This window comes from uncultured Paraglaciecola sp. (genome assembly GCF_963977085.1).
Classification (GTDB): domain Bacteria; phylum Pseudomonadota; class Gammaproteobacteria; order Enterobacterales; family Alteromonadaceae; genus Paraglaciecola.
The window spans coordinates 35,624-50,603 of the sequence record NZ_CAXBNC010000009.1 but is presented as its reverse complement, the minus strand read 5'-3'; the positions used below and the strand labels follow the sequence as shown (position 1 = coordinate 50,603).

Annotated in this window: 7 protein-coding genes; 5 read left to right on the top strand and 2 right to left on the bottom strand. The window is 40.4% G+C overall.

Features of this window, described 5'->3' with window-relative positions; genetic code table 11:
• Positions 1 to 55 precede the first annotated feature (55 nt).
• Together AAC000_RS12215 and AAC000_RS12210 are read right to left on the bottom strand one after the other, a co-directional pair.
• Entirely contained in the window at positions 56 to 4,348 is a 4,293-nt protein-coding gene (locus AAC000_RS12215) for a hypothetical protein (RefSeq protein ID WP_339723067.1), read from the bottom strand.
• A 351-nt stretch (positions 4,349 to 4,699) separates the two neighbouring features.
• Entirely contained in the window at positions 4,700 to 5,476 is a 777-nt protein-coding gene (locus AAC000_RS12210; RefSeq protein WP_339723065.1) for a bZIP transcription factor, read from the bottom strand.
• Between the two features lie 557 nt (positions 5,477 to 6,033).
• Here AAC000_RS12210 and AAC000_RS12205 point away from each other — a divergent pair.
• The 5 genes from AAC000_RS12205 to AAC000_RS12185 all read left to right on the top strand — a co-directional run bounded on the left by AAC000_RS12205 (position 6,034) and on the right by AAC000_RS12185 (position 14,669).
• On the top strand, positions 6,034 to 9,315 hold the full coding sequence (locus AAC000_RS12205; RefSeq protein WP_339723063.1) for a TonB-dependent receptor: 3,282 nt from the start codon (positions 6,034 to 6,036) through the stop codon (positions 9,313 to 9,315).
• Between the two features lie 132 nt (positions 9,316 to 9,447).
• Positions 9,448 to 10,473 (top strand): LacI family DNA-binding transcriptional regulator, encoded by a 1,026-nt coding sequence (locus AAC000_RS12200; protein ID WP_339723061.1) that lies wholly within the window; start codon positions 9,448 to 9,450, stop codon positions 10,471 to 10,473.
• 76 nt (positions 10,474 to 10,549) lie between these two features.
• Positions 10,550 to 11,716 carry an endo-1,4-beta-xylanase gene (locus AAC000_RS12195; protein WP_339723059.1) on the top strand — a complete coding sequence of 389 codons (1,167 nt, stop codon included), beginning with the start codon at positions 10,550 to 10,552 and terminating at the stop codon, positions 11,714 to 11,716.
• A complete protein-coding gene (locus AAC000_RS12190) occupies positions 11,713 to 13,035 on the top strand; it encodes a glycoside-pentoside-hexuronide (GPH):cation symporter (protein ID WP_339723057.1) in 1,323 nt (440 codons plus the stop codon). The genes AAC000_RS12195 and AAC000_RS12190 overlap by 4 nt, the downstream gene beginning before the upstream one ends.
• Positions 13,032 to 14,669 (top strand): glycoside hydrolase family 43 protein, encoded by a 1,638-nt coding sequence (locus tag AAC000_RS12185; RefSeq protein ID WP_339723055.1) that lies wholly within the window; start codon positions 13,032 to 13,034, stop codon positions 14,667 to 14,669. Before AAC000_RS12190 ends, AAC000_RS12185 begins: the two co-directional genes overlap by 4 nt.
• Positions 14,670 to 14,980: the final 311 nt, after the last annotated feature.

Sequence of the window (14,980 nt, the reverse complement as noted above, 5' to 3'; positions counted from 1 at the left end):
GGGTTAACACAGTAAATGAATAAACGGCTCAAATAATCATAGTCAGATAATTATCTTATTCGCCTAGATTGGTATTCCCCCCTTTTAAAAGCGATGCGTTGCGCAGTAATAGTGGGATCATGCCTAATATTGCGGTTAAGATCCCTAGTGCTGAATCAATTGCTTGGCCACTGCTAAACACTGTTACTACAAGCAACACCAATACTACTGTGAATACTGGGATCCTAAGCATTGACCAAATGCCAGTATTTGCATCAGCCTGCCATTCAGCTATGTCGGTTTCTCTTTCAGCATGCAATACAAAACGTTTAAAGCTATCGTTAACCAAGTGCCAGCCAGCATCACGGTAAATATAACCGCGTCTCATTAGGTGTTCTAATACTTCTGAATTTAATGGGTTAACATGGCAGCCTGATGCCAATTGAAACAATAAATAACGTTCGTCCTTGGTACATAATTCCCATTTCATCCTATACAAAGCGCCCCCATGCATGGCGAAAAAACCAATAATTTGCGAAGGCTTCCAGAATTTTTGCAAATTCTCAGCGGTTATAAGGGCGGTAGTATCTTTCATTTTGACTAGGCGGTGATATTGTTTAAAGTCTTCTTCAATGTCACGCAACTCTGCCCAACCGTTGGACTCGTTCTCTATCAAATTAATGACATCGCCCACTGCTCTGGGCATATATTTCTTGCCTGGCGTCCAGTCATAGTGCTTCGAAAACTGTGCGAATAACATAGCCCAACCTAGCTCTTCTGTTGTACTAGAGACTGTTTCAGTTTCAGCATGAGGGTACTCATCTTGTTTGGTTAGGCGAAAAATAGGGGCTGTGTCTGCCACAATGACAAGGTGCACGCTAGGCACCTTTACCAGAAACTCAGTGAGTGACAAGGCAAGTTGGCGTTTTTCAGGCAGAAATGCCAGTAACTCATAACCTTCCAGTAACAAAACCGCTGGCAGCTTATCTTTGCCTTTTGTGAGTCGCGATAAAATCGCAAAGTTGCCCTGGTCTTTCGTGACTAAGTCGGCAATGTTAAATACAGTGTCTTCAAAAAGCTCGATTTCTCTTTTCTTAACTTCATTAACAATACGCTGGCGAGTGGAATGCAGCAGTAGAATTCTAGCCGGATCATCTTGCTGCAGTTTTGCAGCCAGAATGTCCCATTTTTCGGTAGCAGTAGAGTGTTCTCTTGGATAAGAGATTCTAAAATCGTTAGTTAAGTGATCACCAAACAAACGTCGAACCAAAACCAGTGTAATTAAACGGTGGATCACAACCAACTGTAAAAGAATAGCGAGTACAATAAAGAGCTTACTACGCTCACTCGCGAGCAGCATGAATAAATCTGGATGGTATTGCAAAGTGCTATTGAGTGTCGAGCCCGTAACATTTTCCTTCGGTGATTTATCCTTTCCTAGCTTTATACAATGTCGCTCTTTTTGCGCGGAGGTGACACGCTTTGCTAGATGAGTAATTTCCGCCAGCATTGAATCAGCAAAGGCAATATTTGAAAAAATCTTCTGGATCGCCTTATCTGTATAGCATTGATTGTCTGTGTTGACGCTACTTATCCATTTTCCGAAAGCTGGGAACATTTGTTGTAGTGAGCTTTCCAATAACCAATTATTACCTTTAAAATTGTCATGCTCAGCTTCGCCGATAATCAACTTGTAATCTGCTAATTGAGACAGGTAGTTCTTCTCTGCTATTTGCAAATGATGCGTTTGTAACCTTGCCTGATGTTGCAATAAATAACCATTGGCACTATTAACAATTAGACTGGCAGGCACAGCAGCAACAAGAAATACTATAGCCAGTATAAAACTCAGGTAAGTCTTGGTATAACGCTCTTTTTCAAACACTGTGTCGGTGTAGGATTCAGAATAAGGCACTCGGAAATATAAAAATAAAGCGGTTAAAAATGCCCCTAATCCCACTATAAAAAACACCCAATTGATAAGGTTATCATTGGGGTAAATTGGACCTAGGGACAGACCAATTATTGCCGTCACTACAGCAATAACAACAAAAGGTATTAAATTTGGATATGCGCCGCGCAATACAGTTTTATCAGGATCAAGACTTTTCATAATAAGTTTAAGTATCATCGCGGTGACTAACAGCCAGATACTAATTCTTAACGTTAGATCGAACACAACTCCCATCATTAAAAAACAAAATAGGCTCCCACCGATTAATAAAAACAACCAACTACGATAGCGATTGGCATGTAGAGGATTAAAGTAAAGTAAGCTTGCCCAGAAAGGTTGACTGGTTGTATATCTAATGTAAGCAAATAAAGGAATGATAATAAAAAGGAACAAGATGACAGCCATAAACAGCAATAACATATTGTTTAACTCGGCCCCACTTTGGTCAAAAAATACGACTAGTGTTAATGGTGCATTCGCATAATAATTATCGATAAATAAATCACCTACTGAAAATAGGTGTGACTTGCCACGATATACGGCATCAAAAGTCACTGGATCCATACTTTTACCAGAATCATAATTTTGGTTGGATACAAATGCATACAGTTGTTTATTATTGTCAGTTTCAACGAAGACATTTTCAATGAGACTTCGCTGCTCTTCACTGTGAAACAAGACCATTCCTGATTGGTCAAAGACTAAATATCCAAAGTCCTTGGGCATCACTCGATGGAAGAAAGTGCGCAGTCGTGTACCAAAACTCAATATAAGTTTGTCTTCTTCATGTTCTTGGTTAAAAAGTGGTATGGCGAATTGGGTGTTCTTTCTGCCATCTCTGACATTATTTATCCGTTCAAATACTAGGCCTTTATCGCATTTTTTACGATTTTCAATTTCACCCCATACATTGCACTCTTTTGCTTTTCTAAAATATTGTCGATGGGACAGATCAAGTTCGCGGCTTACCAATAGGTTTTCTTGCTTCCAAGTAGTGGTCGTCCCTTCGACAAAACGTCCATCTTCGTTAAGAATAAATGCACCTTCGATCACATAATCGTAAATCTCTGAATTGGTTGAGTTTTTGATAACCAAATCATCACGTTCGCAACTTAAAAAACCAGTATCTTTAGCAGAGCGTTTGGTCTTAACAAATCGGCATATTGCCTGATTTAGTTCTTCTGATGTTTGTAATTTTTTCTCCATTTCTTCTTTGGATTTAATTTCTTTTAGGTCTTTGCTGTTGAAATCAGCCCAGCCACGAAGCGTATTTATTTCGGTTTTAAACTCTTCGGTGATTTGGTTATGCAGTTTTGTGGCTTGTTCTGACTTGTCTTCTATTAAGTAACCATAAAATAATTGATGGTTGATACCAATACTCGACATGCCAACTGCAACCAATAATCCCAAGCCAATTTGACTAACATCACTGCGCGTAAATGCGTACTTGACCGAAACAAAGCGTAGTTTAAGTAGTGGTAGTAAAGATATGGATATGATTAAAATAAGCACAAACCACAGCGCGGTATTCGGCGATACGTTCAGCTTAGCTAGCCGCAATTCATTAGCTGGAACCAAACCTAAAAGGTATAATTTATTGGTGCTAGTGCTAAATGAAGTCAAACTTGAAGGTTGTAAAAAAACACGATAATCCACTCCACCTATAGTGGTATCTAATATCTCGCTGGTGGTGGGTTTAAAATCTTTAACGTAGTCTTTATTTTCTGCTCTCTGTGTATGTTTTTCAGCAATTTCATTAAAAAAAATCTTGATGTCCTGAAATTGTAAATCAGCGGTTTCCACTCCCTTTTTGTTGATTTGGCTAGCGCCTATCACAGTGCCAAGTGCATCAGCTATAAGTACGAGAGGAAAACGCTCAATATTGGCAGGCACAAAATCCTTGGTTTCTACTTCAAGGATATTTATCTTGTTTTTATTTTCTACTGTTGATGAGGTTTTAGCACTGTCATTCGAGGCCTCTTTAACCGCTTCTTTGGGGAGACTCTTTGTCGGGGTAGAGGTCACATCAACTTTAATATACGTTTTTCCTCCAGTATGAAAGTAAATCCTGTGGTTGCTTAAGTCTGAGTCATTTATTAGATTGGCATTGGATACTTTTAAGCTTTTCAAATTAGCCGAACGGTTAGCCAAAGCAACGCGATTTTTTAGTAAGTCTTCGCATGAGCTGGACAAACTTTCGATGTCTTCACATACTTTCGCAATTTCTGTTAATTGCCCGGCAGATTGAATAAAACTGCGACTGACCTCATTGAGTTCACGAAAGTGTAAACGGTTTTGATAGTCTTCATTTTTTTGGATTTTAAAGAAGTACATTGCACTAGAAATAGTCACTGCAAGTAACACAGTCACCGAGAACATGATTAGGCTAGAGTAGCGTTTTTTAAACGATGGCACTTTTCACCTCCGTGTGTGAAATAAGCTTCTAACTCTGGGGCTTTCCAAAAACTATAGTCACTGGTAGCAAAAAGACACGAATAAAATGCACTAGGCTATTTAATTTATGGCTTTTGAGGCTGCTGATATGGAATGGCTTGTGTGTCTCTGGGATTAATTACTCATAAGTGCAATAAGAAATCGCGTAGAGCAGGGAAAAATATTGACTCTCTAGAGTGGCTTTTTAATAAAGGTAATGACGACTTATATGAATGAGTTAGATAGCAATAAACAGGGTTGTTTTGCACTCAACTGAGTGCAAAACAATAACAATAGAATAGGTCTAAAATAGAGTCCATTGGGATATGGACCTTAATTTAGTAGGCCTTTAAGCTTATCGCTGGCTTTATCTAACAGCTTATCCTTTTGTTTTTCTAGTTCTTTATTGACTTTTTTCTTGGCTTCTTCTGACAAGCGTTTTTTGGCTTCAGACTTAGCTGCAGCGATCACGTTATCCAGCATCGCATTTACCACAGCGGCCCCTACTTTATCTGCGGGCATACCCTTGGGGTTGCCAATAGGACCAGCACTAAATGTAGGTAAAGTTACCTCATAAGCTTTGGTTTCGATTTTGAGATCGCCTGTCTCAAGTTGTTCAAAATTTAATTTGAGGCGCACATTACTGACGCTGACGTTTTCAACGATCAATAAAGGGTTTGCTGTATCTTTTGCCACTGGCTCATCTGTGGTTTTTGGTAAATTGGCTGCCAAATTATTTTTCAGCGCTAGCAGGTTGCCTTTGCCGTTTTTATCTACCTCATAAAGAATTTCTGGCGCATTGATGTTAACCGTCTGAATTACATAAGGTTCTTTGAGAACCTCACCTAAATCTAGAGTCATTGCATCGACCTTGAAGGCATCTTCATCACTAAAACCTTGTGGATTCTGTATCTTCACACCATTTATGGTCATTCGTCCTTCAGTCAGCACTAGATCAACACTTGCAACCGACACCTGTGTATCTAGATATTGACTACCTTGTTGTTCCATTTGTACACGAATAAAATCACCAGCGCCGCTCAACATATAATACGCACCACCAGCTATTAGCAGTAGTAATACGACAAAAATCCCTAAACCTTTTTTCATAAAAATCTCATAAAGCTATTTTGTTAATTGCATTATAGTAACAAAGAAAATTACAAGGAAACGCAAGATATTTATAAAATGGCATGCTTTGTTTGTGTCTGCTAGACCCCTAACATTTTTTCACTCAATTGTTATCGCTATCAAAAATTAGAGCGAGAATGTTTTTAAACGCGATTATTAACTATATTTGGTATTTATATTGCGTTTTTTAGTGTTTGAGTTGTTTCATGTTTCCATTTTTTGCCGTATTTATTTGTGGTTTCAAGTTAACTTATAAATATATTACTCCAGTAATACTAAATTCTACATTTGTATAAATCCTTTAAAAACAGATTGTTATTGATATTTTTTCAGTGCTGAAAACATATTTGTAAAGATGGAATATATTTTTAGTCCCCTGCAAATTTATAGGCTTGATGTTTTGCAAATGAAAATGCTTTGTTAACTACATGTTGTGTTAGCGCTAACATTATGTATTATTTATCCTCTCGGTAAGCCTGCTTTAAAGACACAAAATCAATATTGGCTAGCCGTGTACATGCACTTAGAGGATAACCATGAAAACTAATTTACTTAAAAAAAGCCGCATAGCTACAGCACTTTTGGCAGCGCTTGCTACCAATACTGCATATGCACAATCGGCACAAGACACAGCTACTCAAACTGAAGAAGAAGTCATTGAGGTCAGAGGCATACGTGGCGCATTAGCCAATGCTGCTGAGTTAAAACGTGAATCTAATACCTTTATGGATTCAATAACGGCATCAGATGCCAATGCCCTTCCTGACTTATCTGTTGCTGAAGCACTATCGCGAGTGCCTGGAGTGACAGTGACCAAATTTGACATCGGCGCAGATGGCGGTGATTTCCCGTCGGCGGAAGGTTCAGGTAACCTTATTCGTGGTCTTGGCCTAATACGCTCTGAATTGAATGGTCGCGATGCTTTCACCTCAGATGGCGGTCGAGCTTTAGATTGGTCTAGTATTCCTCCGCAAATGATTGAAGGTGTTGATGTATACAAAAATCAAAGTGCTGATCTCATCGAAGGTGGCATTGGCGGTAGCATTAATTTAAGAACCATTGAGCCTTTCGACCGTGAAGGTTTTTATGGTGTGGTGTCAGTTGATGGTACTTACAGCGATTTAAGAGAAGAAACCACTCCTACAGTGAGTGCAATATTTAGTAATCGTTGGGAAACCGACAGTGGTGAATTTGGTCTTTTAGGATCATTCTCCCGTTCTGAATTAAAGTCACTTTTTAACGGCTATCAATCAGGTGCGATAACACCAGTCCCGGTGGGTTCTGTCGCTAATGACTTTTATCCTGATCTTGATGTTGAGGATTTTACTGGTGATTTAATCCCAACTGCGGGTCAAACAGTGGGTATTGTTAATGGTTTTCAACTGCGCGCGACTGAAGTTGATAGAGAACGCAGCAATGTCTATCTAGCGGGGCAATGGAAAAGCTCTGATGAGTCGTTTAAAGCGACTGTTAAATATGTTCGTGTAGATAATGAGATTTTTGATTTAGAACGAACCTCAGAGTGGCAAGATGGTGGTATAGCCTTTGCTACAACCACTTCTGACAGCAATATTATAGCAAGTGATGTTTCACTTACTCCTTACACATCATCAGGCGTACCTCGTTGCGGTAACGGAGCCGTTGCAGGAGAAGATGCAGATGGGAATGAGTTGTCACAAGGTTTTTGTAGCCAACTTGTTCCTGTTGATGGCGGGTTGTTTGAAGAAGGCATTCTATCCTCTAACGAAAGCAGTTGGTATGGTGCCCCAGGTGCTCAAGTGGGTAACTTAGGCATAGGTCGAAGAACAGAAACGACAACTGATGACTTAAGTATTAATATTGAATGGAACGTTGATGAACAATGGTATGTAGAGTTTGATGCACATCACACAACCTCAGAGTTAACCAGAAGAGATCAATGGATAGGTTCAACGACCCATTTAGACTTTAGAAGTCGTCCGAATCTCGATGATCCTGAAATTGAGTTCTTTTATAACGACGGCTTTGCTTATAACCAAGATTTTATTCTTGATGCAGGTAATAATGTTGTGCCAACCGCTGCACCTACCTCTACCTCCGATCCTGCTGGTTATTTTATGGGATATGCTGCCGATGATTATCAAGATGGTAATGGTGATTCAACGGCAGTTAAAGTAGACGCCACTTATGACTTTAATCCAGATGGAGATGACTGGTTCCAATCAGTTAAGTTTGGCGCACGCCGAGCAGAGCGTGACCAAATCTATCAAAATGCAGGGCTAAATTGGCAGAGTGTAAGTCAAGCATGGGCAGGGGGCATTGCTAGGTATAATGCCTTTGATACTGTGGCTCATGAAGTATACGACTTTTCTAATTTCCAACGTGGTGGTGTAGTTGTTGGTGATAATTCCGGGATCGTTTTTGCACATTCTGATTTTTTGAGTAATCCAGATTCATTTTATGACTTTTTGGCCACAGAGCCAGATTTAAATACGGGTACTGATCCAGAAAACACCAGAACAGGTGATTATAGTCCATTTACCAATGGTCGTAGGGATGCTAATTATATCGAGCAGTATACTGATGGGCAAACAGCAAATGTAAGTGAAGTTATCACCAATTTATATGCCCGCTTTGACATTGCTCAGGACTTTGACAATGGCATGTTTTTAGAAGGTAACTTTGGTGTCCGTTATGTGAAAATGGATATTGCTTCTGTTGGTTCTTTTCAATACAGCGAATTTTCTGACGACCAGCAAGAGGCAGATCGTTCCCCTGAAATTGAAGCTATCGACAATTTAAGAGACTTCTTGCCTGAAACTGCCGCCTATCTTGATCAAGCTGATACAAACAGAAGTGTTGGCCTAGATGAAGACTATTATTTACCTTCATTAAATCTTAAATTGAACTTGGATGATGAGTGGTTAGTAAGGCTTGGATTAAGTAAAGGTTTGACCTTACCTAACATCTCTGATTACAGCGCATCACAGTCTGTAAGAGCAATAACATCAATGAGTTTTCCTGACGTTGGACCTGATGATCCAGAGCCACTAGGCGCCTTAGGCGCAGCTGCATCTCGATTACTCATCAGCGGTGGTAACCCAGATCTCAAGCCAACCTTAGCGGTTAATTTGGATTTAGCGGTTGAGTGGTACGGAGAGGGAGGTAATTACTTCAGTCTTGCGTTTTTTAATAAAGACATTAAAGACATAGTCCAATCAGGAACAATAGTTCAGGTCGATACTATTGTCCTAGATGGCAATGATATACCTGTTTTTTATCAAGGAGCAGTGAATCAGTCTGATGCTACTGTGACTGGTTTTGAGATCGCCGGTCAATACTTCTTTGACGGTTTAGAGGGGATTTGGTCAAACTTTGGAGTGCAAGCTAACTATACCAAACTTGATGTAGACGCTGATTCACCGGAACGCTCACTTGATGCTGACGGAGATGGTAATCCTGATAGTTTTGAAGGTATCGTCCGTATCGATACTCTAAACGGTATTATTGGACAATCAGAAAACTTCGCTAACCTTGTAGGCATGTATCAAGACGATAATTTAGAAGTACGTATTGCCTATCAATATCGTGACAAGTTTTTGAACTCATACGAGACTTATATTACGGGTAACCCGAATGTGCAAGATGCGAACTTCTCTTTAGATGCGTCAGTTAAATATCAACTTACTGACAACTTACAAGTCAGTCTTCAAGGCACTAACCTAACGGATGAATTGCAAAAATCTAAGGATATCTTGAACGAAGGGGGAGAAACTTTCCAACGCTCAAGTTTCATGTTTGACCGCAGGTTTCAATTTGGCGTGCAATATACGTTCTAAGGCAAGGATTATTTGCTAATAATAGACCATCAAAGAATATTCTTTGGTGGTCTTTTTTTTGAAAATTTATGAATTTTATCGATAGAATGTTAACTTAACATTCTATTTCTCACTATTGTGTAAACCTGACTTATGTCCAGAGTAAAGTTAAAAGATATCGCGGAAAAAGCGGGGGTTTCATTGATGACCGTATCCCGTGTTATGAATAACGACCCTAAAGTAGGGGCCAAGACCAGAGACAAAATAACCGCGATTGCTCAGGAATTAAATTACAGTCCAAATGTGGCTGCACGACGATTATCCAGCTCCAAAACCTTTTTTATCGGTATTGTATGTGAATATGCAAATGCTAACTACGTGAGTAAGTTTTTGGTGGGTGCATTAAAAAAGTGTCGCACTAACGGCTTTCATATTGTGATTGACGAAACCGCTGGAGAAACCGAAAAAGCGCTATCAATTGTGAATGATCTTATTCATGTAACTCGAGTGGATGGCTTAATTTTGTTGCCTCCTTTGGCTGATATTCCAGAAGTTTTATCTTTGCTGAAAAAATCAAATACTCCTTTTGTGCGTATTGCACCTGATATCGATTTACTCGCTAGCCCATATATCTGTATGGATGATTATCAGGCCGCATATGACATCACCGAACACTTGATTAAATCTGGGCATAAACGCATCGCACATATTATTGGTAGTGAAAATCAGGGGGTCAGTAGACTGCGTTATCAGGGGTATTTAGATGCATTACGTTCCCATCGTTTGTTGATGCCACCAGAGTATATTGAACAAGGTGACTTCACCTATAAGTCTGGGCTTACTGCAGCTGAAAAGTTACTCTCCCTTAAGGATATTCCCGATGCCATTTTTGCAGGTAACGATGAAATGGCGGCGGCGGTTATATCTGTTGCTCACAAAAAACATTTAGATGTACCTGAACAAATATCAGTTGTGGGATTTGATGATACCGAGTTAGCCAGGGTAGTGTGGCCAAGTATTACCACCATTCAACAGCCAATCAGAGATATGGCGGGGCTTGCCATAAGTTTGCTTACTGAACCTGCAAATCACAGACTAGACATAGCTTCAGCTGTAAAACGACATGTATTGCCCTATCAACTTTGTGTACGAGAATCGAGTAAACAAACTGTAGGCTAATTGTTAATCAATTTGTTGACATGTTACTGATAACGTAATAATGTTAGCGCTAACATTTTATGAGCTAAGACACGTTATGAAACTCTTTAATTTGACACTTATTGTGATAACCCTTTTTACTTTGTCTAGTTGTACGCAACTACCGGCTTCTCATACTGAAGATAAATCAGCAAATTACCATTCGCTAAAAGATGCGTATCAAGGTTTGTTTAAGCTTGGTGTGGCCATTAATCAAAATCAGGCGACAAACAAAGATCAACAAGGTGCGGCCATTGCTGCCCAACATTTTTCGGTATTAACCCCTGAAAATGATATGAAATGGGAGAGCATTGAACCCAATGAGAATCAGTTTACCTGGCAAGGCGCCGATGCCTTAATTTCATTTGCGGCAAGGCATAATCAAAGCGTCATCGGGCATACATTGGTTTGGCACAGCCAAACGCCTGATTGGGTATTTGAAGTGTCTCCAGGCGTACCCGCAAGTAGAGAATTGTTGTTACAACGTATGCAAGCGCATATCAATGCGTTGGCAGGACGCTATAAAGGTAAAATAGTAGGTTGGGATGTGGTGAACGAGGCATTAAATGAAGATGGCAGTTTACGGGATTCTAAATGGCGTCAGATAATTGGTGACGATTTTATAGAAAAGGCTTTTGAATTTGCTAGTAAAGCCGCTCCTAATGCAGAGCTTTATTACAACGACTACAACTTATTTAAACCCGAAAAACGCGCCGGAGCGGTGCGTATTGCTGCTAATCTACTCAAAAAAGGTATCCGCATTGATGGAATTGGTGAGCAAGCTCATTACGACTTAAATCCACCTGTACAACAACTCAATGACAGTATTGAAGCTTTTGCTTCTTTGGGGTTGAAGGTGATGATCACAGAATTAGATATTTCTGTATTGAAGTTTCCTGACGAGTCCAAAATGGGCGCAGATGTAAGCTTGAATTTTGCACTTCAAGAGTCTTTTAATCCCTATTCTATGGGACTTCCAATGGATGTTGAGAAAAAATTATATGACGCCTATGCAAGTGTATTTGAGGTGTTATTAAAACATCATAAGGTGATTGATCGCGTGACCTTCTGGGGCGTAACTGACGCTGATTCGTGGCGTAATGGTTGGCCAATGAAAGGAAGGACTGATTATCCATTGTTAATTGACCGCAATCATCAAGTTAAACCTTTTGTTTCTGAACTGCTTAAAGCAGCGCAAAACTTTAAAAGTGAACTAGCCCAGTGAGTGCCATTTCAACCCGTGAAAAAATCAGTTATGGCTTGGGTGATACAGCCAGCAATATAGTGTTCCAAGTTGTGATTAACTTTATGCTGATTTTCTACACAGACGTATTTGGGATCTCAGCTGCGGCTGTGGGCACACTTTTTCTGGTGGTGCGGTTGTTTGATGCTATTACCGATCCACTTATGGGAGGATTAGCTGATCGCACGCAAACACGTTGGGGTCGTTATCGCCCTTATTTATTGTGGGTTGCGGTTCCTTATGGTGCGCTAGCTGTTATTGCCTTTACTACGCCTGACCTTAGTGAATCTGGCAAGTTGATTTACGCCTACATTACTTATGCTTTGCTTATGACTGCCTATACCGCCATCAATATACCTTATTCTGCATTGGGTGGTGTGATGACAGCAGAACCTACAGAACGAGCCTCTATCCAGTCTTGGCGTTTTGCATTAGCCATGATGGGTGGCGCACTTGTAACGGCGAGTGTTTGGCCCATGGTTGAGTATTTTGGAGGTGGCGACAAAGCCAAAGGATTCCAGATAGCAATGATAGTGTTATCTAGTATTGCGGTAATCTGTTTTTTTGTATGTTTTTGGTTTACTAAAGAACGTGTTGAGCCTGCAGCTGATGCCACTAATAATCAAAAATCTAGCAGTATTTGGCAGGATTTTGGTGTCACCCTTAAAAATGACCAATGGCGAATTATTGCGTTAATCACTTTAGTTTTATTGATCAGTGTTGCCATGCGAGGTGCTGTTACACCTTATTACGTCACTTATTATTTAAAACAAGAGTCCATGATAAGTGTGTTTATGACAAGTGCCATGGTCGCGGGTGTTGCAGGGGCGTTATTTGCTAACTGGGCAAGTGCCAAAATGTGCAAAATTAAACTTATGAAATACGCAACTGTGGGCATTATTGTATTTAATGGGGTGGCGTTTTTTATCCCAGAATCTGGTTTGTGGATTGCTTTAACCGCCTCGGTCTTAGCTAACTTTGTACACATGATATTTATCCCATTACTTTTTTCTACTGTGCCAGATACGGTGGATTATGGTGCCAAACGTTTCGGGCGTGGCGCTATGGCAATGAGCTTCTCTGGTCATCTTCTAGCACTTAAATTTGGCATTGCAATAGGTGGTGCCATGGCTGGTTGGATGCTTTCTGGTTATGGATATCAGCCTAACGAAACTCAAACTGAACACGCAATATTAGGCATCTTATTGATCTTTGCTATTAGCTCAGTAGTAGCCGGTATCATCGTATTGTTATGTCTTAATAAATATAAATTAGTAAAGGGGTTTAAAGACTCACTATGACACACTCTGTAATTACCAATCCAATCTTACCCGGTTTTAACCCAGACCCTAGCATAGTGCGGGTGGGCGAAGATTTTTATATCGCAACGTCGACTTTTGAATGGTATCCGGGAGTACAAATTCATCACTCAAAAGATCTTAAAAACTGGCGGTTATTGACGCGCCCCCTAAATCGTAAGTCTCTGTTAGATATGCGAGGTGAGCCCGACTCTTGTGGTATATGGGCACCTTGTTTAACCCATCATGACGGCTTATTTCATTTGATCTATACAGACGTGAAACGTTTTGATGGTGACTATAAAGACTCTCATAATTACCTGACTACTTGTGCCACTATTGACGGTGAGTGGTCTGATCCTGTGTACCTTAATTCGAGCGGCTTTGATCCGTCATTATTTCACGATGACGATGGCAAAAAATGGTTGGTTAACATGGTGTGGGATCATCGCCATAATCAGCATAGATTTGCTGGCATTGCCCTTCAAGAATATTGTCCAAGTCAAAAAAAGTTAATTGGTGAGATAAAAAACATCTTCCGTGGCAGCCCACTTGGTTTAACCGAAGCGCCGCATTTATATAAACGTAATGGTTATTATTATTTGGTGACAGCTGAAGGCGGCACAGGTTATACCCACGCTATGACCATAGCCCGTTCTAAGCAGTTAGAAGGGCCATACGAATTGGATCCACAAGGTTACCTGTTAACCGCCAAAGATAATCAACATTTACCAGTACAGCGTAGTGGTCATGGTGACTTAGTGGAAACTGCAACTGGTGAACATTATTTAGTGCACTTGTGCGGTAGACCGTTAACGGGTGAACGTCGCTGCCCAATGGGCCGCGAAACTGGATTGCAAAAAACGGCTTGGACAGAAGACGGTTGGTTAAGGGTAGAGGGAGCAACCGCAGACGGACTACCTGCGTTACAGGTGCCGGCACCTAATTTACCAGAACACCCTTGGCCAAAAGTTGACTCTCGTCATGAGTTCGATGACAAGGCGTTACCCATTGATTTTCAGTGGTTGCGAACACCTTTCCCTGAAAACTTTATGAGTTTAACTGAGCGCCCTGGATATTTACGTTTAACAGGTAAAGAATCAATGGGGTCATTGTATGAACATGCGCTAGTGGCGCGTAGGCAGCAAGCTTTTGTCTTTAGTGCCACTACAAAAATTGATTTTTCGCCCACTAACTTTCAACAAACCGCTGGATTAGTTTGTTATTACAACAGCCATAAGTTCCACTATTTGTATATCTCTGTAGATGATAACGGACAAAGATTTATAGATGTGATGAGCTGTTTGGGTAATCCACAACTGAGTTTGACTTTTCCTTTGCGGGAAGGGCATACAGGAAGTGAGTTATTTACCGATCCAAGGTTTATTCTGCCTGCTGAAGGTGAAGTGTATTTGCGAGCTAAAGTTGACCATCATGTTTTACAATTTGAATGGTCTCTGGATGCTGATAATTGGCAAACATTACCCTATCGCTTTGACTACAGTATTGTTTCTGATGAAGCGGGTAAGGGTGAGGGAGCAAGTTTTACAGGTGCCTTTGTAGGCATGGCTTGCCATGATACATCAGGTCAAAACCGTGTTGCTGACTTTGATTTTTTCGAATATATCGAAGGCTAGAGTTGCGCTATTTCCCGTCCATCACCACCGCGCAGGCGGTGGTCTCCTTTGTACATATTGCCAATATTCAATAATGAGTTCTTGAGTAACGGCAAAACTGTGGAAGCAGTCGTTTACACTCTGTGCTTCAAAGTCCCAAACGCCAAGTTCCGCTTTCTGCTAATTAGCTACAGGACAAATTGTTATCATCCAATCGATGCTTTGAGCGACTAACTGACATAGCATGTTCTGCTGGAGATTTTCTCTTTGTGCGTAAAGTTGATGTTAGATGAGCATAAACGTGATTTCTCTTTCTGACCTAAAGCGGACAT